General features: G+C 61.1%; 23 protein-coding genes. 8 read left to right on the forward strand and 15 right to left on the reverse strand.

All coding sequences use genetic code 11. The annotated features are described in order from the left end of the window. Positions 1–320: 320 nt before the first annotated feature. From NBH21_RS01765 to NBH21_RS01780, 4 genes are all read right to left on the reverse strand, one after another. Positions 321–692, reverse strand: coding sequence for an HIT family protein (locus tag NBH21_RS01765; RefSeq protein WP_342451974.1), 372 nt, complete (start codon positions 690–692; stop codon positions 321–323). A gap of 279 nt (positions 693–971) precedes the next feature. Beyond that, a complete protein-coding gene (locus NBH21_RS01770; protein ID WP_250912242.1) occupies positions 972–1,535 on the reverse strand; it encodes a hypothetical protein in 564 nt (187 codons plus the stop codon). Positions 1,536–1,803: 268 nt separating this feature from the next. After that, a complete protein-coding gene (locus NBH21_RS01775) occupies positions 1,804–2,226 on the reverse strand; it encodes a glyoxalase superfamily protein (RefSeq protein ID WP_250912243.1) in 423 nt (140 codons plus the stop codon). After that, the gene (locus NBH21_RS01780) at positions 2,223–3,617 is read right to left on the reverse strand and encodes an MATE family efflux transporter (protein ID WP_250912244.1); all 1,395 of its coding nucleotides are present in this window, start codon (positions 3,615–3,617) and stop codon (positions 2,223–2,225) included. Before NBH21_RS01780 ends, NBH21_RS01775 begins: the two co-directional genes overlap by 4 nt. A gap of 503 nt (positions 3,618–4,120) precedes the next feature. On the opposite strand from NBH21_RS01780, the gene NBH21_RS01785 reads away from it, so the two are divergent. Together NBH21_RS01785 and NBH21_RS01790 are read left to right on the forward strand one after the other, a co-directional pair. Next, the gene (locus tag NBH21_RS01785) at positions 4,121–4,888 is read left to right on the forward strand and encodes a KAP family P-loop NTPase fold protein (RefSeq protein WP_250912245.1); all 768 of its coding nucleotides are present in this window, start codon (positions 4,121–4,123) and stop codon (positions 4,886–4,888) included. Continuing rightward, entirely contained in the window at positions 4,885–6,300 is a 1,416-nt protein-coding gene (locus tag NBH21_RS01790) for a hypothetical protein (protein ID WP_250912246.1), read from the forward strand. Before NBH21_RS01785 ends, NBH21_RS01790 begins: the two co-directional genes overlap by 4 nt. A gap of 363 nt (positions 6,301–6,663) precedes the next feature. On the opposite strand, the gene NBH21_RS01795 is transcribed toward NBH21_RS01790, so the two are convergent. After that, positions 6,664–8,061: an aminotransferase-like domain-containing protein gene (locus NBH21_RS01795; RefSeq protein WP_250912247.1), complete on the reverse strand. Its 1,398-nt coding sequence runs from the start codon at positions 8,059–8,061 to the stop codon at positions 6,664–6,666. 113 nt (positions 8,062–8,174) lie between these two features. Here NBH21_RS01795 and NBH21_RS01800 point away from each other — a divergent pair, with 113 nt between their 5' ends. Then, entirely contained in the window at positions 8,175–9,038 is an 864-nt protein-coding gene (locus tag NBH21_RS01800; RefSeq protein ID WP_250912793.1) for a DMT family transporter, read from the forward strand. A gap of 75 nt (positions 9,039–9,113) precedes the next feature. On the opposite strand, the gene ribB is transcribed toward NBH21_RS01800, so the two are convergent. The 3 genes from ribB to NBH21_RS01815 all read right to left on the reverse strand — a co-directional run bounded on the left by ribB (position 9,114) and on the right by NBH21_RS01815 (position 14,480). Continuing rightward, a complete protein-coding gene (gene ribB, locus NBH21_RS01805) occupies positions 9,114–10,214 on the reverse strand; it encodes a 3,4-dihydroxy-2-butanone-4-phosphate synthase (protein WP_250912248.1) in 1,101 nt (366 codons plus the stop codon). Between the two features lie 9 nt (positions 10,215–10,223). Further along, entirely contained in the window at positions 10,224–11,318 is a 1,095-nt protein-coding gene (gene aroC / locus NBH21_RS01810; RefSeq protein ID WP_250912249.1) for a chorismate synthase, read from the reverse strand. A gap of 123 nt (positions 11,319–11,441) precedes the next feature. Further along, a complete protein-coding gene (locus tag NBH21_RS01815) occupies positions 11,442–14,480 on the reverse strand; it encodes a sensor domain-containing protein (protein WP_252759569.1) in 3,039 nt (1,012 codons plus the stop codon). Positions 14,481–14,817: 337 nt separating this feature from the next. Here NBH21_RS01815 and NBH21_RS01820 point away from each other — a divergent pair, with 337 nt between their 5' ends. Further along, positions 14,818–15,078 carry a DUF1344 domain-containing protein gene (locus NBH21_RS01820; RefSeq protein ID WP_250912251.1) on the forward strand — a complete coding sequence of 87 codons (261 nt, stop codon included), beginning with the start codon at positions 14,818–14,820 and terminating at the stop codon, positions 15,076–15,078. A 32-nt stretch (positions 15,079–15,110) separates the two neighbouring features. Here the strand turns inward: NBH21_RS01820 and NBH21_RS01825 are convergent, their stop codons facing one another. From NBH21_RS01825 to NBH21_RS01840, 4 genes are all read right to left on the reverse strand, one after another. Next, positions 15,111–15,701, reverse strand: coding sequence for a histidine phosphatase family protein (locus NBH21_RS01825; protein ID WP_250912252.1), 591 nt, complete (start codon positions 15,699–15,701; stop codon positions 15,111–15,113). A 20-nt stretch (positions 15,702–15,721) separates the two neighbouring features. Then, entirely contained in the window at positions 15,722–16,540 is an 819-nt protein-coding gene (gene fabI / locus NBH21_RS01830; protein ID WP_250912253.1) for an enoyl-ACP reductase FabI, read from the reverse strand. 122 nt (positions 16,541–16,662) lie between these two features. Beyond that, positions 16,663–17,910, reverse strand: a complete 1,248-nt coding sequence (locus NBH21_RS01835) for a DnaJ domain-containing protein (RefSeq protein WP_250912254.1) — start codon at positions 17,908–17,910, stop codon at positions 16,663–16,665. A 188-nt stretch (positions 17,911–18,098) separates the two neighbouring features. Beyond that, on the reverse strand, positions 18,099–18,494 hold the full coding sequence (locus NBH21_RS01840; RefSeq protein WP_250912255.1) for an RT0821/Lpp0805 family surface protein: 396 nt from the start codon (positions 18,492–18,494) through the stop codon (positions 18,099–18,101). 126 nt (positions 18,495–18,620) lie between these two features. Here NBH21_RS01840 and pdxH point away from each other — a divergent pair, with 126 nt between their 5' ends. Next, positions 18,621–19,241, forward strand: coding sequence for a pyridoxamine 5'-phosphate oxidase (pdxH, locus tag NBH21_RS01845; protein ID WP_250912256.1), 621 nt, complete (start codon positions 18,621–18,623; stop codon positions 19,239–19,241). 61 nt (positions 19,242–19,302) lie between these two features. Here pdxH and NBH21_RS01850 read toward each other — a convergent pair whose 3' ends face one another. Both NBH21_RS01850 and NBH21_RS01855 read right to left on the reverse strand, forming a co-directional pair. Next, complete coding sequence (locus NBH21_RS01850) at positions 19,303–20,349, reverse strand: polysaccharide deacetylase family protein (protein ID WP_250912257.1); 1,047 nt, start codon at positions 20,347–20,349, stop codon at positions 19,303–19,305. A gap of 169 nt (positions 20,350–20,518) precedes the next feature. Further along, positions 20,519–21,931, reverse strand: coding sequence for an MFS transporter (locus NBH21_RS01855; protein ID WP_425340380.1), 1,413 nt, complete (start codon positions 21,929–21,931; stop codon positions 20,519–20,521). A gap of 147 nt (positions 21,932–22,078) precedes the next feature. Here NBH21_RS01855 and soxR point away from each other — a divergent pair, with 147 nt between their 5' ends. Further along, a complete protein-coding gene (gene soxR / locus NBH21_RS01860; protein WP_250912259.1) occupies positions 22,079–22,528 on the forward strand; it encodes a redox-sensitive transcriptional activator SoxR in 450 nt (149 codons plus the stop codon). Between the two features lie 138 nt (positions 22,529–22,666). Here the strand turns inward: soxR and NBH21_RS01865 are convergent, their stop codons facing one another. After that, positions 22,667–23,041, reverse strand: a complete 375-nt coding sequence (locus tag NBH21_RS01865; protein ID WP_250912260.1) for a VOC family protein — start codon at positions 23,039–23,041, stop codon at positions 22,667–22,669. 331 nt (positions 23,042–23,372) lie between these two features. Here NBH21_RS01865 and NBH21_RS01870 point away from each other — a divergent pair, with 331 nt between their 5' ends. Further along, positions 23,373–24,137 (forward strand): glucose 1-dehydrogenase, encoded by a 765-nt coding sequence (locus tag NBH21_RS01870; protein WP_250912261.1) that lies wholly within the window; start codon positions 23,373–23,375, stop codon positions 24,135–24,137. Positions 24,138–24,346: 209 nt separating this feature from the next. Beyond that, positions 24,347–25,732 (forward strand): serine hydrolase, encoded by a 1,386-nt coding sequence (locus tag NBH21_RS01875; protein ID WP_250912262.1) that lies wholly within the window; start codon positions 24,347–24,349, stop codon positions 25,730–25,732. Positions 25,733–25,944: the final 212 nt, after the last annotated feature.

Below are 25,944 nucleotides of genomic sequence, written 5' to 3' on the forward strand. Positions count from 1 at the left end.
TCTCGATCACCCTGGCGAGATCCTCGGCCTTCGAGATCAGGCCGGCATTGCTGGCGGCGATCTCGCGGCGATCTCGGTGACATTGACCTTCACCCGGCCGGCGAAGAAGCGCTGGGCATTGGCCGGCACAGTCCGGTTGGCGCCAATAGCCATTGAGAACTACATCCGCGCGGGGCTGTTTATATGAGAGGGTACTGATGGCAAAATGGGTAAAAGGCCATCGGTTGATAGGTCCACTCTCCACCCACACCGATTGTCAAGTTCAACGCGCTTTACCGGCAGGTTTGCGCCATAAGCTACCATCGTTGCGAGACAGTGCATCACGGGGTGCGAAAGAGGGCGTGGATTCCGCGCCCTGCTGTTGGCTCTTCCGCAAAGCGGGCGACGACGTGCAGATGGGCATGAAACACTTCCTGGCCCGCGATCGCTCCGACATTCCAGCCAATGGTCCATCCCGAGGGACGGAAAGGATCAAGGAAGGACTTCGCGACTTGGAGAGCATTGCCAAGCTCAGCCCACTCGGCCGAATTCAGCTCGAAAAGTGTCGCCATATGTCGGAAAGGCACGACCAAGCTTTGAGCAGGACGATCGGGCTCAATGCTCCCGAGCAAGTAAAAATTCGTCAACCTGCCAATAGGCTTATCTATTAGCATAGCATTTATGAGACAAAAGCGGCATTGCGGATCGTGCATATTGGTACCGTGACAGAGCCTGAGCAGAAATCAAGATGACGCGGCCACCTCTCAGAGCCCAAATCAGATCCATGCAAACATGCCGAGATGGGTTGATTGTGGAGTTGCGGCCGTGTCTCGAAGGGGCCGAATACGGTCTTCCGCTCCGCGCCTCCATTCCAGTCATTCAGGTTGGAGCGACCGAACCTCGAAAGCAGCCGCTAAGCCGCGACGCCGTTCACGTCTGGAATGGGGTCGCTGAGCGGCAGACGCCTCTCGGCCCTGAGCGGCCGCTACCTGTCAATCAACCTGACGCAGGCTTTCTGCAAAAGTGCCTAAACTGGTGCCTCGGCCGATCACGACAACTCGCCTGCCAGGCGCGAGGCCGTGCCGGAAATCGTTTGGGACGCCACAAATTCTGTCGAAGAGCCATGGTAGCCCTTGGAGTTCGAGCGGTGAGTGACATCGCCTGGAACCGGCACGGTCGGCCCGTTCCACGATGAAAGTGAGTTCGACCTGATGGCCAGCGATCAACGCAAGCATCATCGGACCGACAATGACGGCAGCAGCCTTGCCCAGGAAGTAGCCGAAGAACGGAGAGAATAGTACGCCGCCAGCCTTTTTCGCCTTGCCGCCCGGAACTTTGTGCAAGCTTTTCAGGACCGCCCAAAGCACCAACGCCGCCGAGATCAGGCCAGCGGCAAGACCAGGAGTGTTTGACCTGGACGCCCATTCAGTCGACGGCAGGAAGTCATAGCCGAACATCTTTGCAAAAACGGGCAGCGTACCAAGCAGAAGCCAGACGGCCGCTAGGATGGCAACCAATTTTCGAAACCCTACCAATTGTTCTCCTGAAGCGTCCATCAGGAACCCGTCGCACGTTCATCAGCGATTCTTTCAAGCGCTCTGCGGCACCCACGGGTTGTGGATTCAAGAAATCTCGCGAATGAAGGTGAATTTTTTCGCATGCAATTTCTTGGCACGAAACGGGAGGTAATCTTGTTCTCCGTTGGAATTGTCATATGGGCAACAGAATGACCGCAGTTGGCGCTTCCGCGCCATGACGGTACTCGGCCCTGAGCGGTCATTGGCCACCGCAAAAGTCGGACGCGACCCTTCAACTCACCGAGGCTCATAATGCGCTTAGTATCAGATGTGGTGTGCCGTTTGATGTCTTGCGTACGGAAGTTCCATTGATATCCACCGTACCTCTCACCACTCGGCGCATGTTCGAAAAGCTGTCGAAGGTAACCGTGTCCACCGGTTCATCGAAACGGACAGTCACGGAATAGTGCGAGCCCGAGGATGATAATGCGCCGATTTCGCCCTTGAAGGTTTGCCCAAGATACCGCCCCTGCACCCTTTGGTGCAAATGGAACGGAGGGGGAGCAGCGTTGGCGAGGCGGGCGGACAAGGTGTTCCAGTCGCGTGCGCCGTTCTGCCTGGCGACCAGTTCCAGCGCCTGGGCATGGCCCAACACGGAACCGTCGGCGGCAAGTGCGCTCCTCAGAGATTTTGCGTGCGCCTTGGCATCTGCGATATTTCTGACTGTCATGACATGCTCCCCAGGGCCTTGAGCCCGATACCAGCGGTTCCCCGCGCCTTCAGGGCGACGGCAAGCACAAGAGTTGCGATGACTGCGGCCGCGCCATCGGCCAAAGGATAGGCGAACCAAATCGCATCCGCGCCCAACATTGCCGCAGCGATCGTGACCAAGACAGGCAACAGGATAAGCGGCTTGACCATGGTCAGAAGAGCCGCGCGGGCCGGTTGTCCGATGGCTTGGAAATATAGCCCGAGCACAAGAACCGGTCCGGAAAAGAGATAGACCGCAGCCATGCGACGAAGCAATCGACCGACCTCGCCGATCACATCCGGATCAGCGACAAAGGCTGCTCCGACGACTGTGCCTTTGCTCAGCAACAAAACCTCGACTGCAAGACAGTAGAGCAATGCCGTTGCCGCAGCGATCCGTAGGACCGCATCAGAGCGAGTGTAGAGACGCGCACCGACATTGTTGCCGACGATGCTCTGCATCGCCATTGCGATCGCCATGATTGGCAGGAAGGCAAAACCGAAAATGCGTGTCACGATCCCGTAGGCGGCAATGGTCGTGGCGTAATCGGTGGCGCCTGCAAGACGGAGGGCGAGAACCACACTGGCAGACGAAAGCGCCATTCCGACAAAACTCAGACTGACGGGGGCACCCAGCGCAACAATACGCCTCCAACTGCCCGTCCAGCGGTTCCGCCAGAGACTGTTGAGCGGCATCATGCCACCAAGGAACGGGCGCAGTCCGGCCAGCAGGACCAGTCCCAGCGCCTGCGCCAGAACCGTGCCCGTGGCCGAACCCGCAACACCCAGTTCCAGTACCGCAACCAGGATGTAGTTCAGCAGAATGTTGATGAGCGTGACCCCAAGCGACATCAGCGCCATCAATCCCGCCCGTCCTTCGTTCCTCCAGGCATCGGCATGAACACCCAGCAGAAATTGTATCGGAGTTCCGAACATGGTGAGTGCAAGGAAGACCCACACCATTTCGGCAACCGGGCCATCGGAGCCCGCAACGCGTAAGGCGAAATTCCACCCGCCCGCACAGAAGATCACGATCAGCATTGAAGCGATCGTCAACGCAAGTCCATGCGCGTCGGCGAAGGTCGCGTTGGCCGCGTTACGGTCGTCGGCGCCGAGCTGGCGAGCCAGCAGGCTGGACATTCCCCCGCTGACAAGGGTCGAAAGCGCGATCGTCAGCATCAGAACTGGAAACGCCATGCCGACGGCCGCCATGGCGTCCGCACCGACGAAATGCCCAAGAAAGACGGCGTCGATAATACCCAGCATCCCGTTCATCACCATGATGGCGAGCATAGGCAGTGCGGTGGAAACAAAAATTCTGCCTGGCGAGGCAGTCAGAAAACGGTTTTCGGGCGATTGTCGCAAAGACATCACTCACTCCTCCAAAGAGGCATTTCGACTGTGATGGGGGCCTGCATTGCCACCGACGAAATGCTTCGAGGGTGAGAAAAATCGTCATATGCCGGGCTTTACCGTGACTTGCGTCTGCAGGCGGCAGGTGCTCGGAACCTTTCGCGAGAACAACCACTAAAGCCAAATACTGTCAATAGGAGCGTGCGTGAGAATTCTGCACGCGGCCCAAGGGCGACTCGCTTTTGACCGCCCGGTGGGCGACGACCTTCAACGGGTCATGCGCTATCCTTCGACATCCTACGGTCAATAGTCGGCTCATGGCGCGAAGCGGCCGTACTCTTCAACAGCAAGTCAATGTCCGCAATGGGGCCGGAAGCGGACTGTCGGGTTTTGGGACGCGCTCGGCGGTAAGCTGCCCTTCCTACCGAGCGGCAAGTTGCGGTATTAGCGGCGCGCCGCTTGGATTGGTAAACTTTAGGCGCAGTTTTTGAAGCTGGCGATTGCGGGGGCCTGAACATACGATGAGCGAGTCCAAACGAAGCTATTTCAATGACAGTCCAATCGAGGCAGCCGACGATGACCGCTATGGCGTGACCGGTTTCGCGGAATCGATCGCCAAAAGCATCACGCGGATGCAGAATCCAGTTGGAACGACCATTGCACTCAATGGGCCGTGGGGGTCGGGCAAAAGTAGCATCGTCAATCTCATCCGTACTTCCCTCGCACAATCCGGCAATGACAGGCTGGTGGTCTCGGACTTCAAATGCTGGTGGTACCGAGGTGAAGAAGCGCTGGCACTTGCCTTTCTGCAAAGCCTGAACGGAACGTTGCGGACCAGCCTGGGCGATAAGGTAAAAGACCTGATCCCCAGCATCACTCAACGTTTGCTACAAGCGGGACCGACTATCGGAGCGGCAGTAACACTAGCAAGCGGAGCGCCGTTGACGGCGCTTTTCACTGGCGGCTCGAAGTTTGTGAGTACCTTCTTTCCGCAGGGCGAGACCCTTGAGAAGACATTTCAGAAGCTGGCGAAAATTCTTGCTGATGAAGACCGACGTTTTCTCGTTGTGATCGACGACATCGATCGTCTCTCGCCCGAAGAAGCCATAGCGATATTCAGGCTGGTGAAGTCCGTCGGCCGCCTGCCCAATGTCATGTACCTGCTGGTGTTCGACCGCGATCTGGCCGAAAAGGCGGTGCAGGAGCGGTTTCCTTCGGAAGGCCCTCACTTTTTGGAGAAGATCGTCCAGGCGGGATTTGAAGTGCCTGCCCCCTCCAAACAGACTTGAATCAAGCGGTCCTCACCGCAATCCAGGAGATTTGCGGCGACCTAGAAGAGGCTGACATCGTCCGTATCATGAACCTGTTCTACGATATCGTGGCTCCATACATGACGACCCCTCGGCATGTGGCAAGGTATCAGAATGCGATCAGCGTGACATGGCCCGCCGTTGCAGGCGAGGTGAGCTTGGCCGATTTCATCGCTCTGGAAGGGTTGCGCCTGTATGAGCCTGGCTTGTTTCGGGCGATACGCTCTCGAAAGGAGGAGGCGTGTGGTGTCTCCAATCATCATAACGGCAACCAGAATCACGAAGATCGTCTGAAGCCGTTCCTGGACGACGTTCCTGTGTCACGTCATGACCTCGCAAAGGTAGCATTGCAGCGCCTGTTCCCTAGGCTCGAAAACATGGGCTATGGCGGCGATTGGATTTCACGTTGGGATGCCGAACGCCGTGTCTGCATAGAGGCCCATTTCGATACCTATTTCCGCCTCACCCTGAGTGACGAAACACTCCCGACAAAGATCATTGAGGAGATGGCCAAGCGGGCTGACGATTCCGATTTCATCAAGGCGACGATGCGAACGGCCGCTAAGACGATCCGTCGAAGCGGCAAATCGATGGTACCGGTCTATCTAGATGAACTAACCACACATGCCGCTAGCGTCGACAAAGAGAAGGTAACGGCGTTTCTCGGTGCACTGTTCGAGATCCACGATGAGATCGACCTCGACGTCGATGCCGAGCGTGGATTTAGCGGAATGGCAAACACGAGCCTGCGCTATCACTGGCTGCTACGCCGCGTTACGCGCGAGCGCTTCACACCGGAGGAACGGAGCAATATCCTTGTTGCAGCGATTCAGAATGCGGCCCTCGGCTGGCTAGTCGATTTTGCTTCATCAGCCATTGGCGATCATGAGGAGGAACGGAAGCAAGGTCCAAAGCCGAACGAGGATTGTCTTGTGCAAACCTCCGCCATCGAGCCTGTGCGCCAACTGGCATTGGATACAATCCGTACGGCCGCGGCGAACGGCTCGCTGATTGGCCACCAGGATCTTGTGTACGTTCTTTATCGTTGGCGTGATTTGCTCGGCGGCGACCCGACCGAAGTGCGCGAGTGGACGGGCGCGCGTATCCTCGAAGATCCTAGCCTTGTCGCACTTGCTCGCGATTTCACGGGACGCTCATGGTCTATGGGAATGGGCGGGTTTGGAAGCCTCGGGGATCGTGTTTCGAAAGCCACCGTGGTGGCACAGATCAGCGACGATACCGAGATCATCGACACCGAGGCATTTCGTGCTCGATTGGAGGAAATCTCGGCAGGTGGAAAGCTGGATCAGGACGACCTGGAGACTGTTCAGACACTTCTGGATGCGTGGGATCGAAAGCGTGCTGGCAAAGAAGGGCTGTTCGACAGATAGCGGTCAAAAAAGGAGCCGGGGAAGCTGATAACAACTTACACCAATTTAAGTAAAGAAATTGGTGTTTTCCCAAAGAGACAATACTTGCTGGCAAGTTCTTATTGTAGCACGCAAAATTAGTGAGTAGGCCATGCTGGCCTGCTGCCGATTTTCGGACACTCAGTTAACGTAGTGCCGACTTATTATCAAATTCCGTTGAGCTGAGATGAAAGCTGTCCGCTTTTGGGTCTATCAGTCGAAGCCCTGAATATCCGAAGTGAAGGCGCGAAGCCGCCCGTCTGCTTGCTACGCCGAATGTCCGCCTAGGGCCAATAGCAGCCCCACGCAGAACTCTAATGCATCGAAACGTCAGGACGCCTCCAATCACCCCCGCATCGCCCTCTCTACCGCCGCAAACACCCTCGCATCACCTGACTGCGCAACGTTGAACCGTAGAAACCGCGTCGCCGTCTGCGATATGCTGAAGGCATTGCCCGGGGCCAGAACGACGTTTTCGGCGAGTGCCCGGCGGGCGACATCGGCGGCGTCGAGACCTTCGGGGAGTTCCGACCAGAGGAACATGCCGCCGCGCGGTTCGGTCCATGGCTTGATGCCGAGCGCCTGCAGTTTCCGCCCTGTCTCGCCCATGGCGCGGGAGAGCCGGTCGCGCAGGCCGTTCATGTATTTCCGGTAGGTGCCGTCCTTCATCAGGGTGAGGACCAGTTCGGCGGAAAGCGCATTGCCGCCGAAGGAGGTGGCGATCTTCAGGTCGATCAGCCGCTCGATAAAGTCCCGTCTTGCGGCGATGAAGCCGCATCGTGCCGCAGCCGTCAGCGTCTTCGAGAAGCTGCCGATATGGATGACCCGCTCGAAGCCGTCGAAGGCCGCAAGCCGCGGCGCGGGTTCCAGCTCAAAATCGGCGAAGATGTCGTCCTCGATGATCGTCAGCCCGGCCTGATCGGCAAACTTCAGGACGCGATGCGCGCTGACCGGCGAAAGCGTCGCGCCTGTCGGGTTGTGAAGCGCCGAATTGGTGATGTAGAGGCGCGGCCGGTGCTCGGTGAGTGCCGCGGCGAAGAGCGCCATGTCGGGGCCACCAGGCGTATAGGGTACGCCGATGACCTTGACCCGATGGGCCCGCAAGAGCGCCAGAAAATTGAAATAGCAGGGATCGTCGACCAGCACGGTGTCACCCGGCTCGACGAGAAGCCGCAGCAGCAGGTCGATGGCCTGCGTGCCCGATTCCGTCAGCATGATCTGGTCGGGCAGCACCTCTATGCCATGCTCCGCCATGCGCCTTGACAGGAGGTGCCGCAGCGGCAGCAGGCCAAGTGGCGTGCTGTAGTCGGTGAGCACCCTGTCGTCCGCCCGCGCGATATGGCGAAGCGAGCGGCGCAGTTCCGCCTGCGGCATCCATGAGGCCGGCAGCCAGCCGCAGCCCGGCTTCAGCACATCTTCGGTCGCCTCGAGCGATTGCCGCGACACCCAGAATGGATCGACCGCGCGGTCGAGCTTCGGACCGATTTCCGCAAGAGTCAGCGGCGGCAGGTGTCCGGCGACATAAAAACCCGAGCCACGCCGCGACAGGATCAGCCCCTCCGCGGCCAGCCGGTCATAGGCTTCGACCACCGTCGAGGTGGAAACCGCCATTGTCTTCGCAAGGCCGCGGATCGAGGGAAGCTTCGCCCCCGGCGAAAGCGTGCGCGCGTTGATCCGCTGCCGGATGGTCGTCATGACCTGCCCGACCCGCGTCCCGCTATCCGTCTCGATGGTGTTCAGCATCCGTACTGCTCGTTCGGCCATTACAGTTTGTCGAAACCGTAATGGACTGTGCCTGAAAAATCCATCCGCTATCGCCTATCAACTGTCGTTGCAGTGAACGAAGGAAAGACATGATGGACAAGACGGCGAGCGGATGGATCAATGGTTTTATCGGGGTGCTGATCTTCAGCGGCTCGCTGCCCGCGACCCGCGCGGCGGTGGCCGATTTCGATCCGGTGTTCCTGACGGTCGCCCGCGCGGCAATCGCCGGCACGCTGGCGCTGGCCCTGCTTCTGGTCTTCCGCGAAAAGCGCCCGAAGGGCGGCGACCTTGTCTCGCTGGCGGTCGTGGCGCTTGGTGTCGTCGTCGGCTTTCCGCTGCTGACGGCGCTGGCGCTGAAACATGTCACCTCGGCTCATTCCATCGTCTTCATCGGGCTCCTGCCGCTGGCAACCGCGATCTTCGGCGTGCTGCGGGGCGGTGAACGGCCGCGGCCGGCCTTCTGGCTGTTCTCCTGCCTCGGCAGTGCGCTGGTTGCGGGCTTTGCGCTGATGCAGGGCGTTTCCGCCTCGCCGGTCGGGGATCTCTTGATGCTCGCGGCTATCGTTGTCTGCGGGCTCGGCTATGCGGAAGGGGCGAGGCTTTCCCGCACGCTCGGCGGCTGGCAGGTCATTTCCTGGGCGCTGGCGTTGTCGCTTCCTGTCATGGCCGCGCTTGCATTCCTCACCATGCCGCAATCTTTCGCTGGAGCAGCGCGGCCCGCATGGCTGGGGCTCGCCTATGTCTCGGTCTTCAGCATGCTGGTGGGGTTCATATTCTGGTATCGCGGGCTCGCTCAGGGCGGTATCGCCGCTGTCGGCCAGCTGCAGCTTCTCCAGCCGTTCTTCGGGCTGGTGCTCGCCGCAACCCTGCTGGGCGAGGCGGTGAGCTGGTCCATGGTCGCGGTCACCGCGGCTGTCATCCTCTGCGTCGCCGGCGCCAGGCAGTTCGCGAGATAACCTCCGGCTAACGACCGGCACTATCCCGGCACGAATTTCCGCCTCCAGTGTTCCGGAGGCGGAAAGATTGTCGTGTCAGACAATCTCGGTTCCGCTGATGCGGATGCCGAAGCCTTCGAGGCCAACATAGTGGCGTTCGCGCGAGGAGAAGAGGCGGATGGAGGTCACGCCCAGATCCTTCAGGATCTGCGCGCCGAGACCGATTTCCAGCCATTCGTTTTCGCGCTGCTGGGCTTCGTTGTGCACTTCGCGGTCGAACTTGCCGGCGCGCGCCGTGGTCGAGATTCCGACGCCGACCGAGCCTTCGCGCAAGTAGACGATGACGCCGCGGCCAGTCTCGGCAATCCGCTTCATGATGGTGTCGATCTGGCGATCCTTGCCGAACACGTCCTTGCCGACATGTTCGAGGTGCAGGCGCACCGGAATGTCGACGCCGTCACGGATGTCGCCGAAGACGACGGCCAGATGCTGCATCGGATCCCAGGGCAGCGAGTAGGCATGCGCTTTCGCCGGGCCATAGGGCGTCTCGACGGTGAAGCTTGAGGCGAGCTGGATCAGCGTTTCCTTGCGCTGGCGATAGGCGATGAGGTCGGCGACGGAAACGCGCTTCAGCCCATGCTGATCGGCGAAATCGAACACTTCCGGTCCATGCTTGACGGTACCGTTATCATTGACCAGTTCGCCGATCACGCCGACCGGCGGTAGGCCGGCCAGCTTGCAGAGGTCGACGGCCGCTTCGGTATGGCCGGAACGCATCAGCACGCCGCCTTCGCGCGCCACCAGCGGGAAGATGTGGCCCGGGCGGACGAAGTCGGCCGGGCCGACATTCGGGTTGGCGAGATTACGCACGGTCAGCGTGCGGTCCTCGGCGGAAATGCCGGTCGTCGTGCCGTGCTTGAAGTCGACGGTCACGGTGAAGGCGGTGGTGTGCGCGCTGTCGTTTTCGGCAACCATGGCGTTGAGGTTCAGCCGTTTGGCCTCCTCCTTCGGCATGGGGGCGCAGACGATGCCGGAGGTGTGGCGCACGATGAACGCCATCTTCTCGGCAGTACAGTGGACGGCGGCGACGATCAGGTCGCCTTCGTTTTCGCGGTCGTCGTCATCGGTGACGACAACGATCTCGCCGGCCTCGAAGGCGCGGATGGCGTCGACGACGCGGCTCTGGTCATAGCTCATGGGAATGCCTCACTTCAGGCGGCCGGTCTGGCCGCGGTCTCGCAGATAATGATCGACGATCGTGCAGGCGAGCATCGCCTCGCCGACGGGAACCGCCCGGATTCCGACGCAGGGGTCGTGGCGACCCTTGGTGCGCACCTCGACCTCGTGGCCATCGGCATCGATCGAGCGGCGCTCGGTGAGGATCGAGGAGGTCGGCTTGATGGCGAAGCGGGCGATGATCGGCTCGCCGGTGGAAATTCCGCCGAGGACGCCGCCCGCATGGTTGGAAAGGAACACCGGCTTGCCGTCCGGGCCGATCCGCATTTCGTCGGCGTTTTCCTCGCCGGTGATCTCGGCCGCGCCGAAGCCGTTACCGATCTCCACGCCCTTGACTGCGTTGATCGACATCAGGTTCGACGCGATGTCCTGATCCAGTTTGCCGTAGACAGGCGCGCCGATACCGGCGGGAACGCCCTCGGCGATTACTTCGACGACAGCACCGACGGAGGAGCCCGCCTTGCGGATCTCGTCGAGATAGCTTTCCCAAACGGGCACGATTTCCGGGTCGGGAGCGAAGAACGGGTTCTCGTTCACCTGCGCCCAGTCCCAGTTGGCGCGGTTGATCCTGTGCTTGCCGATCTGCACTAGCGCGCCGCGAATGATGACGTCGGGGATGACCTGCCGCGCAAGCGCGCCGGCGGCAACGCGCGCGGCCGTTTCGCGGGCAGACGAGCGTCCGCCGCCGCGATAGTCGCGGATGCCGTATTTGACGTCATAGGTGTAGTCGGCATGGCCGGGGCGGTAGCGCCGCGCGATCTCGCCGTAATCCTTGGAGCGCTGGTCGGTGTTCTCGATCATCAGCGACACCGGCGTGCCGGTGGTGATCATCGAGCCGTCCTCCTGCGGCATCACGCCGGAGAGAACCTTCACGATATCGTCTTCACGGCGCTGCGTTACGAAACGCGACTGGCCGGGCTTGCGCCTGTCGAGAAAGATCTGAAGGTCTTCCTGGGTAAACCGGATGCCGGGCGGGCAACCGTCGACCACGGCGCCGAGGGCGGGACCGTGGCTTTCACCCCAGGTGGTGACGCGGAAGAGATGGCCGAAGGTGTTATGCGACATGTCAGACGAACCGGTTTGCGGGAGGCCTGCGCCGTTTCCGGGTGCCTCGGCTTTCACTGCGGCTCACTCATAGTGGAAAACCGCCAAGCGCGACAAGCCTTTCTTGGAAACGCTGCGTCGCCTTTATGACACCTTTCGCTGGGGAAGAGCCTGCGCGAAGCGGGTGAAGTCCGCGAAGGGCAGCGGCTTGGCGAAGGCGTAACCCTGCAGGAAGTCGCAGCCGAGCTGGCGGAGCATCGTTGCGTGCTCGTGGCTCTCGACGCCTTCCGCCACTGTTTCCACCCCGAGAGAGCGGGCAATCTCGATGATCGAACGTACCAGCGCGCGTTCCTGGGGGGAGGTAACGATGGGCATCACCAGTTGGCGGTCGATCTTCAGTCGCTTGGGTTTCAGGCGTAGCAGGCTGACGATCGAGGTGTGTCCGGTGCCGAAATCGTCGATTTCGATTTCGATGCCGAGCGCCTTGATCCTCTCGATGTTGCCGGTCGTCACATCGTCGTTCTCGTCGAGGAAGATGGATTCGATCAGCTCGAAGCAAATCGAGCCCGGCGTGATGCTCAACCCTTCGAGCTGCCCGACGAGGTTCTCGTCATGCAGGCGGCGGGACGAGACGTTGACGGAGATGCGCGGCAGGCGCACTCCGAGCGCCGTCCAGCGCATCTGGTCCTTGAGCGCGGTCTCCAGCACCAGCTGGTCAATGCGCGCCAGCACGTTGAGTTCCTCTGCGATTTTCAGGAATTCGTTCGACGGCAGGATGCCGTGAACGGGGTGTCTCCAGCGCACCAGCGCTTCGGCGCCGGTCAGTTCCATGGAGTTGGCTGCGAACTGGGGCTGGTACCAGACGGTGAATTCGTCGTGATCGAGACCGGCAAGGATCTCGTCCGCCATGCGCTTGCGGGCAAAGATGTTGGCCTGCAGGTCCGGCGTGAAGAATTCGAAGCGGTTCCGTCCCTTTTCCTTCGCCTCGTAGAGCGCGATGTCGGCGTTGATGAGCACCTTGCCGGCATCGGGAAAGAGGCCGGAGGACTGGGCGATGCCGATGGACACGCCGCAGCGACAGGAGAATCCCTCGAAGTCGATCGGCTTGCACATTTCCCGGATGATCGTCTCGCTGAGCTTTGCCAGCTCTTGCGGCGAGGTCTGGCGCTTGGCGAGGATGACGAATTCGTCGCCGCCGATACGGGCGACCAGATCGCCCCGGTTGACCGTACGGTTCAGTACCCGGGAGGCATGCACCAGCATGGCGTCGCCGGCGGCATGGCCGAGTGTGTCGTTGATTTCCTTGAAACGGTCGAGGTCGAGATGCATGATTGAGAACTTGGTTCTCTGCTTGCTGCCTTCCCGGGTCAGCTCCTCCAGTTCCATGTCCAGCTTGCGGCGGTTGGCAAGCGAGGTCAGGGGATCATGCAGGGCGTTGAACTCGATGCGGTTCTTCGCCAGTTCCAGTTCGATGTTGCGTGCATCGGCTTCCGCCTTTGCGCCCCGCAGTTCCTCGGCGATCTTGGCGTCGGCGGTCACGTCGAAGGCAATGCCGATAAGCTTCTTCTTGCCGTCCTTGCCGACATGCACCTGTCCGACCGAGCGCACGTAGCGCAGCTCGCTGTTGGGCAGGAGAATGCGCTGGATGGTGTTGACCGCGGAAGAGGCGTTGACAGCGCGATTGGCTGCCAGCTGCGCCGTTTGCCGGTCGTCGGGATGCAGCGCCGACAGCCATTCGTGTCGGGTCACCGGCCGGTTCCGGTTCGGCACGTTGTAGAGCTGGTGCATCCGCTCGTCCCAGATCGCCGTCGTGCTGACCGGATCGCCTTCCCATATGCCGCAATTGTAGGAGGCGAGCGCAAGGTCGAGCTTCTGTGAAAGCTCGATCAACTGATGTTCGCGCACCGAAAGTTCGTCGAGCGCCAGTTCAAGTTCGGCATTCTTGATTTCGCTGGTTTCCTTGGCTGCCCTGAGTGTCTCGGTGAACACGGCGTCGGCGGTAATGTCGAAGACGATGCCGATCTGCTTGTCCACGCCGCTTGCCGCTCCGACCGAGCGCAGATGACGCATCGTGCCGTCTGCCAGCACGATGCGGTACTGCATGTCCCAGCTTTGCTTGCCGATGGTCGTGATACTGTCGAAGATCCTGAGTTCGACCGTCTCCCGGTCTTCGGGATGAATGACCCCGTACCAGTCGTTCAGCCTGTCTTGCCGGCCGAGTTCGCTTGCCGCGCAACCATGCAGGGCGGCGGCCCGTTCGTCCCAGTAGAACTGTCCGGTTCTCTCCTCCAGTTCCCATATGCCGATATTGGAAGTGTCCATCGCCAGATTGAAGCGCTGCGTCACCTCGAACAGCGCTTCTTCCCGGGCCTTCAGCCGCGCGATATTACGGTTGCGCTCGCGAAGCAGCGTCAGGGTGACGATGACGGGCACAATCATGGCAATGACTGCGGCGATGATTCCGAGCCGTGCGGGCAGCCGGTTTTCCAGTGCCGTCTGCCAGCTGCCCGTCGGGGCAGCGAGAAGTTCCCAGCTGCCGCCCGGCACGTTGATGCGCTCGGTTACCGGATCTTCGCGAGCGACTTGCCTCGATCCGAACAGAAACCGGCCAGACCCATCCGCCCGCACCTCGCGGATGGCGAATACGAGGTGTTCGTTCCGGAAGTGGGAAGCCGGGGCAAGGAGTTCGCGATCCGCTATGCCGCTTGCTTCGATCGTTCTTGTGGCATTCATCGACAATACGACGGAGCCCCAGTAGCGATTGACACCATCGGGTGCGAGCAGGACAGGAACGTCTAGCAGCAACGTATGGTCGCCGAGCATCTTGATGACGGGCGTATCGCCGGGACGCTCGCCCGGGCGGAACACGACGCTGTCGATATGCGGCGCTCTTGAAACGAGGTTCTTCGCCATCGACGTCAGCGACGTCGTGGAAATGGTCGGATCGGCCGCGATCATGTCGGCCAGATGATTGGCTGCAGCGGTATCGGCGGCGATGCGGGATTCGATGGATGAGCGAACAAGACGCAGGTCTTCGGCGACATGCTGGCGCACGGCTCCTATACTCGCCTCCATCGACCATTTGTCGAGCATGAATCCGGCGCCGACAATGGCCATGCTGAGGAGCGCACCGCCCAGCAGCAGAAAACTCGCCCCGGATCGTTCCTCTCCGTCGCGCGCCATGATTGTCTTGCTGTAATTCAAGTCCCCGGAACCCCTTGCTGCATGTCGAATGATCCTAGGGGGCGGTAGTTAATTTAGCATTGAATGAGAAATATTTACGGCCGCCGGTTCAGGTTCTTTCGTCGCTTCGACGTTACTTGAGAGGCCCGGTTTTCCAGGCTTTCTGCGGAAAGTTGACGGCAGGTCAGGGATAAGCTTCACGGCGGCTTGATCGCCGCCTCAATTCCGGTCATCAATCACACCGAAATTGACACTATTGCGGGCGACTTTTGCCACATTCTGGAGGCTTATTTTGAGACACATTCTGAATCAGTCGTTTTTGACGAAAGTTTATCGCATGCGGGTCATGATTGCAGTTCTTCTGGCAACGGCGAGTTTCCTGTCTCCGCTGAGCGTATTGGCGGGCAGCTCCGACGTGGAAGCCACCATCAAGTCCGTGAATGTCGAAAACCTCAGCCTCGTGCTCGATGACGGCAAGACCTATTCGCTGCCGGAGGAGTTCAATTTCGATGGGCTGCAGAGCGGCGTGAAGGTCATCGTGTTCTACACCGAGATCGACGGCAAGCGCGTCGTCGACGATCTGGAAGTGGTGCAGTAAGCTGGCTCGGGAAAGGGGCCTCGGCCCGAGGCTCAGAGCCAGTCGACGAGGGAGCCGTCCCTGTCGATCTTCAGAATACGGTCCTGCGGCACGTTCATGTCGCAGGCCTCATCCTTGGACCATTGTCCGATAAGACGGAAGACGCTGCGCACTACGCCTCCATGAGTGACGCAGACAGTCGGGCGCTCCACTGAATTCAGCCAGGCGCCCACTCTCCATGACAGGATCTCATAGCTTTCCGCAGCCTCGCCCGGCGGGATGAAGTCCCACTTGTGCAGCCGCCGCTCCTTCACCCTGTCAGGTGAATGCTGCTTGACCTCGCGAATGGTCGAGCCTTCCCAGTCGCCGAAGGAAACCTCCTTCAGGCGCTCGTCGAGGCGATAGTTCTGTGGATCAAGGCCCATGGCGGCGCGGACCCGCTCCATGCTTTCGCGGGTGCGGCCGAGAGGCGAGGCGACATAGTCGAAGTTTTCGGCCTGATCGCCGAGTTCGGCGAGAAGCGTGCGGCCATTATCGCTGGCCTGCGCCCGGCCGAGATCGTTGAGGCCGATGTCCTTCTGACCCTGCAGACGTCCCTCGGCGTTCCAGTCGGTCTGGCCGTGACGGATCATGTAGATGAGCACGGCCAGAACCTCAGGCTTATTTATTCCTTGGCGACGGAAATATCCGGCGCATCGACTGCCTTCATGCCGACCGTATGATAGCCGGAATCGACGTGATGCACTTCGCCGGTGACACCGGTGGACAGATCCGACAACAGGTACATGCCGGACTTGCCCACTTCGTCGGTCGTGACGTTGCGCTTCAGCGGCGAGTTGTACTCGTTCCACTTCAGGATGTAGCGGAAGTCGCCGATGCCGGAGGCCGCGAGCGTCTTGATCGGGCCGGCCGAGATTGCGTTGACGCGGATGCCGCGGCCGCCCATGTCGACGGCGAGGTAACGCACGGATGCCTCAAGCGCAGCCTTCGCGACGCCCATGACGTTGTAGTGCGGCATGACCTTTTCGGCGCCGTAATAGGTGAGCGTCAGGATAGAGCCGCCGTCATTCATGACCTTTTCGGCGCGCGCGGCAACAGCCGTGAACGAGAATACCGAGATGTCCATGGTCCGCTGGAAGTTGTCGCGGGTGGTTTCGATATAACGGCCGGTCAGTTCGTCCTTGTCGGAAAACGCGATGGCGTGGACGACGAAATCGATCTTGCCCCACTTGTCCTCGAGCGACTGGAAAACCGCATCGATGCTGGCGAGATCGGTGACGTCACAGTCGCCGGCCATGAACGCGTCGAGTTCCTGGGCAAGCGGTTCGACGCGCTTCTTCAGCGCATCCCCCTGCCAGGTAAAGGCAATTTCGGCTCCCTGGTCGCGGCAGGCCTTCGCGATACCCCATGCGATGGAACGATTGTTTGCGACGCCCATGATGACGCCGCGCTTGCCTGCCATAAGGCCGGAACCTTGAGCCATGTTTTGCTCCCTGATACTTTCGAGTGATCCTGCCTATGGCATAGCCCGATCCGTGGTTCAAGATTGGACAGGATCATCAACTGTTAGGGGCCGTAACAAAGGGTGTAGTTGTTACAAAGGCTTCACAGAAACAGACCTTCGCGCATCACGCGCATCAGGTCGGTCACCTTATCGTCCGGTTTTTCCCAGAGTTTCACCCGCAGTTCGACGAGAACCGCGCCGCGTCCGCCCGCGTCGTCGGGCAGTCCCTGACCTTCGAGGCTGATCACCTGATCGGAGTTCGACCAGGCGGGGATGGTGATATCCACAGGTCCCGCGGGCGTTTCCACCTGCGTGTCGCAGCCGAGGACGGCGTTTTCCAGCGTGATCGGCAGGACGGTCCTGATGTCGAAACCGTCGACCCGGAACTTCTCGTCCTTCTGTACGCGGATCGTGGCATAGACGTCGCCGCGCGCCATGTTCGGCAGCTTGTGTCCCTGTGCCTTGAGCTGAACCACATGGCCCTCGCTCACGCCCGAAAGCGGCACGCGCAGTTCGCGTCCGTCGGCAAGTGTGACTGGCACGGACCTCTGCGCCAGCAGATCGTCGATGGTAGCGATGGCTTCGACATGCAGGTCGGGCGCCTTTTCCGGAGCCGGCTGCACGCCACGCAAACGCCGCACCAGCGAACTGATGAGTTCCACCGGCGCAAAGATGGAGGCAGGCTTGGCAGCAGCGGCCGCCGCCGCGTCCGTGCCTTCGGCCTTTTCCGTCTTGTCGGCCTTTTCAGCCTTTTCCGCCTTGCTTTCGTTTTCGCGCTTCAGGGTCTCAGCCGCCGCCGCGGCTTCCGGCGTGTCTCCGAAGATGCGCGATACCATTTCTTCCGGCGTTTCGCCGGCAGGGCCGGCCTTGGCTTGGCCCGAGGATTGCGCGCCGGATGCACCGGAGGACTGGCCGGGCGGTTGTGTCTGCGTGGCTTTCGCCTGTGCCGCTGCGGCCTGAGCGGTGGCCTGGGCTACCTTTTCGGTGCGGTTCTTTTCGGCTTCGGCCTTGGCAAGCTCTGCCATGATCCGCTCGGCATTGGCCTTTGCGGCCTTGGCCTTTTCCGCCGCCTGGCGTGCTGCCTCGCGCGCAGATTCGCGCTGCTGCATGATGGTCTGTTCGCGTTCCATCGCCTCAACCTTGCTGCGCTGCTGGTCGTACTGGTTACGCTTCTTCGGATCCTTCAGGACCTCGTAGGCGCGGCCGATCTCGGCGAAACGCTGGTTGGCGTTCGGATCTTCACGGTTTTGGTCGGGATGGACGGACTTGGCCCTTGAACGCCACGCCGCCTTGATTTCTTCGGCACCTGCGTCTCGCTTCACACCGAGTACAGAATACGGATCGCGCATTTAAGCCACCAGTAAACACAAACGGCCGTGCATCGGGTCATATGACGCGCCGGCAGGAAAAAACGCACCGCGCCGCCCAACTCATGGCGGTTCCGGCATAATACACCGGAAACTATCACAAGAAGTTGCTAATCAGTGGTTACGCCGGGTTTGGGGGGAGCAGCCTGGCCGTGAATATGGTTGCCAGATTATGAACGGCGATCGAAGCGCATGAGCTGCCACTGGCCGGAGCCGGTGGTGCAGGTCTGGCCGGCGAAATAGGCGATGCCTTCATAGGAATGGCGGGTGGTGGAGAAGTTGCGGCAGACGACGCCGTTGTCCCTTTCCTCCTGGATCGCCGTCACCACGCCGGCGCTACCGGTTGCGGCATTCGCCCAGGGCAGGGGATTGCCGGCATTCTTGTCGAGATCGGCCGAGGAAACGGCGTTCTGCACGGTCAGTTCGTCGGAACCGCCGGACGGATTGCGCTTCGTCGCCACCGTATTGGTGGAGATCGAACGGTCGACGCTGTCTGAACCGAAGAGATCCATGCTGCCGCCGAAGCACCCGCAAAGGGGAAGGGTCATCGATATTACGGCAAGCATTCGCTTCATTGCGATCCTGTTACCCTTTTGGCGCTCGTGGGACTTTGATATGTCTCTCAATGGGCGTCCTGTCCAGTGATTTGACCCTGGGCCGAGATGATGTCGTTCTGGAGCATTTGAAGCAATATGTCAGAAATGGGGTTAACAACCGGTGACTTCACCGAGGTGTCGGAGCCTTTCGCGCTTTTCGCGGCGTGGCTGAAGGATGCGGAAGCCTCGGAAATCAACGATCCTAACGCAGTCGCAGTCGCCACTGTGGATGAGCACGGCCTTCCCAATGTGAGGATGGTTCTGCTCAAGGGATTTGATGACCGGGGGTTCGTGTTTTACACAAATTTCGAGAGTCAGAAGGGTCAGGAGATCCTCGGTCAGAAGAAGGCGGCGATGTGCTTCCACTGGAAGTCGCTGCGCCGGCAGGTGCGTCTGCGGGGCGAGGTAGAGGTGGTTTCCGATGAGGAAGCCGATGCCTATTACCGCTCCCGCGCGCTCGGAAGCCGCATCGGCGCATGGGCCTCGAAACAGTCCCGCCCGCTCGAGGGCCGTTTCGCGCTGGAAAAGGCTGTCGCCGAATATACCGCCCGCTTTGCGCTCGGTGATATTCCCCGCCCGCCCTATTGGTCGGGTTTCCGCATCAAGCCGCAATCGATCGAGTTCTGGCACGACCGCAAGTTCCGTCTGCATGACCGGATCGAATTCCGCCGCGAGACGCTGGATGCGCCCTGGACCAAGGTGCGCATGTATCCCTGAGCGAGGGAGCCCTGAAAACTGAACGCGGCCCTTTCATTTTATGGTGAGAGGGCCGCCCGCCTTATCCCCGGCGCACAAAGGGGATGCCCGAAGCCAATGCCGAGACGTAGCGCGGTTTCTGATAGAAACCGTTGAGCGAGATGCGCGGCAGTTGCATCGGCGTCGCCAGGGATGCTTCCCGGAGCGTACCGGGCCGTGTCGTGACCGCAAGCTTGAAACCGGCTGCACTGACGGCGGCGGCCGTTCGCGCATCGACGCTGCGGCTGTCTCCATAGGGATAGGCAAAGCTCGTGGGACGACGGCCGGTGAGTGCCGCGACATAATCCGCGCTGGAGGACAATTCCTCAGCAAGTGCCGCATCGTCGAGAAAGGTAAGCGCCCGGTGGCTGACGGTGTGGGCGCCAAGGCTTGCCAGCGGGTGGCTGGCAATCGCCTTCAGTTCGTTTGGCGTCATCACCAGCCGGTCAGTCAGCATCCGCGCGTCGACACCGGCGTCGCGCGCCGCGGCATCGAGCGCGGCAATCGCCTCGCTTTCCCCCGGTCCGCCAATGGTCGCACCGATACGATCTCCGGCGGCTATCTTGGCGGCGCGGTCGCCAATCTCGAAAACCGTCCGTTTGCCTGCGGGATCGGCCAGGGTGAAATGGTTGGTATTGTTGACGAGTTCCTCGAGCGTTTCCCACCACAGCGTATGGCTGCGCTCGGCAAAACCCCTGGCCACGAAGATGGTGAAGGGAACTCCGTGCTTTTCGAAGACCGGCAGCGCATGTTCCGCATTGTCCCGGAAGCCGTCGTCCAGCGTGAAGGCGGCGAAGGGCTGGCCGGAGTTGGACGAAGAGAGCCGCGCCGGGATTTCATCGAGCGCCACGAAACGGTAGCCGTCGCCCTTAAGCTGCAGGATGGCCTGTTCCAGGAATTCGGGCGTGATCTCCAGATGACGGTTCGGCTCGACAAGTCGCGGGCTGTGAGGCCTCACATGATGCAGTGTGAAGATCGCCCCCCGGCCTCGTGCCGAGGGCATTGCGCCGAAGCGGGAAAGCACATGCGAGGCTTCGAGCCCGGCCGTGATCGCCGTCTGCCGCAACATCCTCTTCAGTAGTGCCGACATCGTCTTTCCCCGTTTCGCGCCCGGTTGAACATTGCGCTGCAGCGAAAGTAAGGGCGGGCCGTTAAGCGTTGCTGAACGGCCCGCTGCCTGTTCTCGCGTCCTGATTGTCAGCTTTGGCCAGCACCCGCCAGGAAGCATGGCCGAAATGACGATCGGGACGCAAGCAACCTCATGATGTCTGTGACGTGTTGCCGGCGAGCCTGATGGCCCGCCGGGCGGCGAGGAGGGCGGGCAGCGCCCATACGAGCGCCAGAGCGAAGGTCAGCGTCAGGATCGTCCGCATGGCCTCCGGTGTTTCAGAAGAGGCAAGGCCGGCGCCGTTGGCCCATAGCCCCGCCATCGCCGCGCCGAGCGCATAGCCGGCCGATTGCAGCGTGGGCAGCAGCGCCGAGGTCTTGTCGCGCTCCCGTTCCGGTGTCTTTTCCATCAGCATCTGGCTGAGATAGCCCCAGCTCAGGCCGAAGGCCGCGCCGATGGTGATCTGCGCTCCAACGAGCAGCCCGGTGCTGCCGGCGGCAATGGCCGTTGCAAGTGCCGCAAAGCCGCAGACCAGCAGCAGGGGCCCGACCCATATGGTGGCCTGCCTTGCGCCTTCATGCCTGAGATTGGCGACGCCGATGGCCGTGAGGCTCCAGCTGATCGCCATCAGCGCCCCGAGCGCCCCGGCATGGGTTGGCCCGTAGCCGAAGAGACTTTGCAGCGAGTAGACGAGATAGACGCCGCTCGTTGCCTGCGAAAGCGGCATCAGCAGCACCACCCAGAGGCCGAGGCCGAGCGTGGAGCCGAGCGAGAACGCGCCCTTCGGCAGGATGGACTGATCCGCGCGGCGGTCGAGACGAACGGCGGCGAAGATCAAAACGAGAGATGCCGCGACTGCCGTTGCCGTGACCGGTGCCGAAGGCGTAAGCCCGGCGACCAGCATGACGAGCAGCCCGGCCGAAAGCAGGGCAAGGCGCTGGGTTGGGAAGCTGAGGGTCATGCTGCCTGTCGTCCTACGTCCGCCCGGCACCATCACCGCGGCGAGAAGCAGGAAAAGGCAGATGATCGGGGCGTTGACGAGAAAGGCGACGCGCCACGAGAAGCTTTCCGTGAGCGATCCGGCAAGCACCGGTCCGCCAAAGGCGGCAACGGCCCAGACGGTCGCCTCCGCGCCAAAGACCTTCGGCACCAGAGCCGGCGGAAACATTTCAGGGATCAGGGCATAGCAGATCGCCGCGATGATCCCTTCGCCGATGCCCTGAAAAACGCGCCCGACAAGCACTGTCTCCATGTCCGACGCCACAGCGGCGGTAAGCGTGCCGGCGAGAAAAACGATTGCTGCGGCGAACAGCACCTTTCGCGCGCCGTATCGCTGCTTGAGGAGAGCCGCACTCGCGCCGGCGACGATCGAGGCGATCAGATAAAGGGTCAGCGACCACGGCAGCAATGCCGCGCCGCCGATCTCGCGGACCGCTGTCGGCAGCACGGTGCTGACGAGAAAGCCGTTGAAGGCATAGAGCGCGACGCCCACGCACAACATGGTGGTGGTCGCGAGATAGCGGGGTGCCATCAGCTCCGCCCAGCGGCCTGTAACTGCCGTCATCCCGGCATCGCCTGCGCCGCGTGATTCCATGCCGCCTGCGCCTTCCATTCCTGCATCCATTCCGGGTCTTTCCTCTCCATGGTCATCATTGTGGCCAGATGCTACAACCTCAACCAAAGTTGAGGTAAATACCCGGAGCAAGAAAAAATGCAGGGCCTGACGGTCGGTGAAATCGCAAGTCGCAGCGGCGTGGCCGTCTCGGCCATTCACTTCTATGAGCGCAAGGGGCTGATCGCCTCTCACCGCACCGAGGGTAACCAGCGCCGCTTCGATCGCGCCGTGCTTCGCCGCATCGCCCTCATCAAGGTCGCCCAGCAGCTCGGCGTGCCGCTGGCGGAAGTGGCGGAGCAGCTTTCCGTATTGCCGAAGGACCGCGCCCCCAATCACCGCGACTGGCAGAAGATCGCCACCCGCTGGTCGCAGCAGCTGAACCATCGCATCCACATGCTGGAGGCGCTACGCGACAGCCTCGACGGCTGCATCGGCTGCGGTTGCCTCTCCATGACCAGATGCACGGTCATCAATCCCGGCGACTGTCTGGCCGGAGAAGGGCAGGGGGCCGTGGCGCTCACGGAGATGGCGGTGGAGGAGGATTGAGGGGAAGGGCGACTTAGATCGGCGCGAGGTATCGTTGTTGAAACGATTTTCGTCCCCAATTAGCCCAGATCGACATTCCACGACCGCTCACCTTTGAGCATCAATCACGCTATCCACCAAGCGCTGCCGGCGCCTATCTCATTTCGTCGGCAGAGTGCGTGCGGTCAGCTTGTTTCCGTCAGGATCGCGAAGATATGCGACGAATGCCCCGTTCGGACGCTCCGTCGGCGGGGTCTCGATCGCTGTGCCACCATGCGCGGTACCGGCGGCATGCCACGCCAGAACATGGTCGCGGCTCGCGGCGGCGATACCGATAGTCCCACCATTGGCCGCGGTCGCCGGCTTGCCATCGATAGGTTTCGTGATCATCAGCAGACCGCCCTCGTGGGCATAGATCAGCCTGCCTCTCGCATCCATCTCGCCGTGCCTGCCTCCTAATGCGGCGAAGGTGGCGTCGTAGAAGCTTCTGGCCCGCTCCAGGTCGTTGCTTCCAATCATGACGTGGGTAAACATGCTTCATCTCCAGTAGGTTCCCAAAAGCGTTCCCATCCCAGGGTAAGCCAATCTGGGAATGGGGCGGTCGCAAAACTTCCGATGAAAGCGGCCCATGTTTTCGGATTCTTGCGACATCGCAAGATAGAATGTTCTGCGGCGACCGCAATGTTCCGCTCCTGGCGCACCGCCACCGAAGTGCCGCTGTCTTTGTGGAACACGGTCTGTGTCGGTCGTCATGCCCCTCCGCCCAATGATTCTCCGCTTCCAGAGGCTTGTTGTTCATTTTGCTGGACTCCGTCAAATAAATGGCGAATGGTCAGCCATCCGCAGCAACGGGAGTTCACGCCGCATGTCACAGCCAAATCGTATGGAGGGAAATGTATGCCTCATCACCGGCGGCGGAACGGGGATCGGAAAGGCGACGGCCCTGCAGATGGCGCGTGAGGGCGCTTCCGCCGTGGTCATCGCCGCGCGGCGGGAAGCGGAAGGCGAGGCGGTCGCAGCCGCCTGCCGGGATCTGGGTGCCGAGTCATGCTTTATCAGGACGGACATGACATGCGAGGCCGAGGTCGAACAGATGGTCGCCGGCACGCTCTCCCGCTTCGGCCGGCTGGATGTCGCCTTCAACAACGCCGGTTTTCAGGAGCGGCGCGCCCCGGTCGAGGAGCAGGCTGACGCGACCTACGCCGCCGTGTTCGACACGAATGTCCGCGGCGTCTTCCATTGCCTGCGCCATCAGATTCCCGCCATGCTGAAAACCGGCGGCGGGGCGATCGTCATCAATGCCTCCGTCAGCGGGGTGCGCAATCCGAATCCCGGCTTTGCACTTTATAATGCGTCCAAGGCGGCTGTGATCGCCATGATGCGAACGGCGGCAATCGAGAACGCCGCGCGGGGCATCCGCATCAATGCGGTGGCGCCAGGCCGGGTCGTGACCGACATGATGCTCGCAGCCGGCGTCGGCGATGTGGCGACGGTTGCCGCAGGCCTGCCGCTCAGGCGCATGGGACGGCCGGAGGAACTGGCGGAAGCCGTCGTCTGGCTGGCTTCGGAGCAGTCTTCCTATGTGGTGGGCCATGTGCTTGCGGCTGATGGCGGCTTTCTCGCTGCGTGAGGCATGAAACCGGCAATTGATCCAGCTTCGGACCATTTACCATCTGTTAACTCACAACATGAAACTTTTAGTTAACTTTGGTGATCTTGTGGCCGCACTGCACAATTGTCGCCTCATTTCTGCTTTAGTCAGGCCTCGCTTCGCGCAACACGAAGTGCTTCGCCGGTGTTCCGGTATCTCGCAAAATTTAGCCGGCCTTCGGAGGTGTCATGAATAAGCTGTTGATCGCGTTTACGTTCCTTGTTGCGATCGCTTCCACGGCCTCTTCCGCCTTCGCCGGCAGCGCACAGTTTCTCCTCGACGCCCGCACGGGCGAGGTTCTTGCCTCAGAGAATCCCGATGCCCTCAATCATCCGGCATCGCTGACCAAGATGATGACCGTCTATATGACGTTCGACGCGATCCACCGCGGCAAACTGTCCTGGGATAGCCCGGTCACCTTCTCGAAATACGCCGCCACCCGCCCGCCGACCAAGCTGCGCGTCAAACCGGGTGATACCATCACCGTTCGCGAAGCCGTTCTCGGCATGATCGTTCAGTCCGCCAACGATGCGGCTGCCGCCATGGCGGAAAAGCTCGGTGGCACCGAAGAGCGTTTTGCCGCGATGATGACCGCCAAGGCCCGCTCGCTCGGCATGCCCAAGACCGTTTTCGTCAATGCGTCCGGCCTGCCGGATGATCGCCAGATCACCACGGCCCGTGACATGTCCACCCTCGGCATCGCGCTGCTGCGCGACTTCCCGCAGGAATACAAGCTCTTCTCCACCAAGAGCTTTGCCTTCCGCGGTCGCACCATCAATGGCCATAACAACCTCATGTACCGCTACAAGGGCATGGACGGCATCAAGACGGGTTACACCAATGCCTCCGGTTTCAACCTCGTCAGCGCCGTGATCGATGGCGACCGCCGCGTTATCGGCGTGGTCATGGGCGGTCGTTCCGCCGCCAGCCGTGACCGGATCATGGAAAAGCTGATCACCGCCAATATCCGCAAGGCATCCGGCGGTTCGAAGCTCCTCGCCAGCCGTTCGACGGGCTCCGCGCCGGCAGCAACGGTCGATGTCGCTCGTATCGAGGACAAGCCTTCCGCTCCGGTCCCGGCACCCCGCGCGGGACAGGATGCCGTGGCCGCCGTCATCGGCATGGCGAACGGCGCTGCACCGGTTCCCGCAAGCCGCTATGGCAGTGCCTACGCCGAATCGACCGAAGTCGCGAGCGCCGCCATGGCAAGCGATGTCCCGCTGATCACGCCGAAGGCAACCGTCTCTGCCTCCATGGTCCCGACGGGCAAGCCCAAGGCTGCACCTGCCTCCTCTATTCAAGGCTCTTCCGGTCAGCCGACCGGGAAGTGGCAGGTCCAGATTGCCGCAGCCACCAGCGCCGAGGCTGCGATGTCTCTGCTGAGCGATGCCAAGAACAAGGTTGGTGGCGTCCTGAACGGGCTCGACACCTATACTGAAGCCGTCACCCGCAACGGCACGACCTTCTATCGTGCCCGCTTCACCGGCTTCGAAACCAAGGACGAAGCCCGCACGGCCTGCGAAAAACTGGTCAAGAACCGCTACGATTGCGTGTTGCTGCCGGCGCGCGGATAACGCTGCGGCGTATTTCCTCCTTCCGGAATATCATTTGACGACGAGCCCTGCGGGGCTCGTTTCTGTTTGAGCCAGGCCTGTCCTGGCAAGAATGTGAAACGGTTTTGCGTTCGACGATGCGTAAAACAAAGGATCGGAGCATCTCGGCGATCCGGTCTCGCCGACAATGCTCTTCTGGTGGACAATCTTCCCGAAACGCGCGACAAAGTCAA

Origin of the sequence: Ciceribacter sichuanensis, from assembly GCF_024055605.1 — a bacterium.
GTDB lineage: Bacteria > Pseudomonadota > Alphaproteobacteria > Rhizobiales > Rhizobiaceae > Allorhizobium > Allorhizobium sichuanense.

What these genes read in the sequence shown, in the direction of transcription:
- NBH21_RS01765 (WP_342451974.1), bottom strand. Translation starts at nt 692, where the DNA reads ATGCACGATCCGCAATGCCGCTTTTGTCTCATAAATGCTATGCTAATA.
- NBH21_RS01770 (WP_250912242.1), bottom strand. Translation starts at nt 1,535, where the DNA reads ATGGACGCTTCAGGAGAACAATTGGTAGGGTTTCGAAAATTGGTTGCC.
- NBH21_RS01775 (WP_250912243.1), bottom strand. Translation starts at nt 2,226, where the DNA reads ATGACAGTCAGAAATATCGCAGATGCCAAGGCGCACGCAAAATCTCTG.
- NBH21_RS01780 (WP_250912244.1), bottom strand. Translation starts at nt 3,617, where the DNA reads ATGTCTTTGCGACAATCGCCCGAAAACCGTTTTCTGACTGCCTCGCCA.
- NBH21_RS01785 (WP_250912245.1), top strand. Translation starts at nt 4,121, where the DNA reads ATGAGCGAGTCCAAACGAAGCTATTTCAATGACAGTCCAATCGAGGCA.
- NBH21_RS01795 (WP_250912247.1), bottom strand. Translation starts at nt 8,061, where the DNA reads ATGCTGAACACCATCGAGACGGATAGCGGGACGCGGGTCGGGCAGGTC.
- NBH21_RS01800 (WP_250912793.1), top strand. Translation starts at nt 8,175, where the DNA reads ATGGACAAGACGGCGAGCGGATGGATCAATGGTTTTATCGGGGTGCTG.
- ribB (WP_250912248.1), bottom strand. Translation starts at nt 10,214, where the DNA reads ATGAGCTATGACCAGAGCCGCGTCGTCGACGCCATCCGCGCCTTCGAG.
- aroC (WP_250912249.1), bottom strand. Translation starts at nt 11,318, where the DNA reads ATGTCGCATAACACCTTCGGCCATCTCTTCCGCGTCACCACCTGGGGT.
- NBH21_RS01815 (WP_252759569.1), bottom strand. Translation starts at nt 14,480, where the DNA reads ATGGCGCGCGACGGAGAGGAACGATCCGGGGCGAGTTTTCTGCTGCTG.
- NBH21_RS01820 (WP_250912251.1), top strand. Translation starts at nt 14,818, where the DNA reads ATGCGGGTCATGATTGCAGTTCTTCTGGCAACGGCGAGTTTCCTGTCT.
- fabI (WP_250912253.1), bottom strand. Translation starts at nt 16,540, where the DNA reads ATGGCTCAAGGTTCCGGCCTTATGGCAGGCAAGCGCGGCGTCATCATG.
- NBH21_RS01835 (WP_250912254.1), bottom strand. Translation starts at nt 17,910, where the DNA reads ATGCGCGATCCGTATTCTGTACTCGGTGTGAAGCGAGACGCAGGTGCC.
- NBH21_RS01840 (WP_250912255.1), bottom strand. Translation starts at nt 18,494, where the DNA reads ATGCTTGCCGTAATATCGATGACCCTTCCCCTTTGCGGGTGCTTCGGC.
- pdxH (WP_250912256.1), top strand. Translation starts at nt 18,621, where the DNA reads ATGTCAGAAATGGGGTTAACAACCGGTGACTTCACCGAGGTGTCGGAG.
- NBH21_RS01850 (WP_250912257.1), bottom strand. Translation starts at nt 20,349, where the DNA reads ATGTCGGCACTACTGAAGAGGATGTTGCGGCAGACGGCGATCACGGCC.
- NBH21_RS01855 (WP_425340380.1), bottom strand. Translation starts at nt 21,931, where the DNA reads ATGACGGCAGTTACAGGCCGCTGGGCGGAGCTGATGGCACCCCGCTAT.
- soxR (WP_250912259.1), top strand. Translation starts at nt 22,079, where the DNA reads ATGCAGGGCCTGACGGTCGGTGAAATCGCAAGTCGCAGCGGCGTGGCC.
- NBH21_RS01865 (WP_250912260.1), bottom strand. Translation starts at nt 23,041, where the DNA reads ATGTTTACCCACGTCATGATTGGAAGCAACGACCTGGAGCGGGCCAGA.
- NBH21_RS01870 (WP_250912261.1), top strand. Translation starts at nt 23,373, where the DNA reads ATGTCACAGCCAAATCGTATGGAGGGAAATGTATGCCTCATCACCGGC.
- NBH21_RS01875 (WP_250912262.1), top strand. Translation starts at nt 24,347, where the DNA reads ATGAATAAGCTGTTGATCGCGTTTACGTTCCTTGTTGCGATCGCTTCC.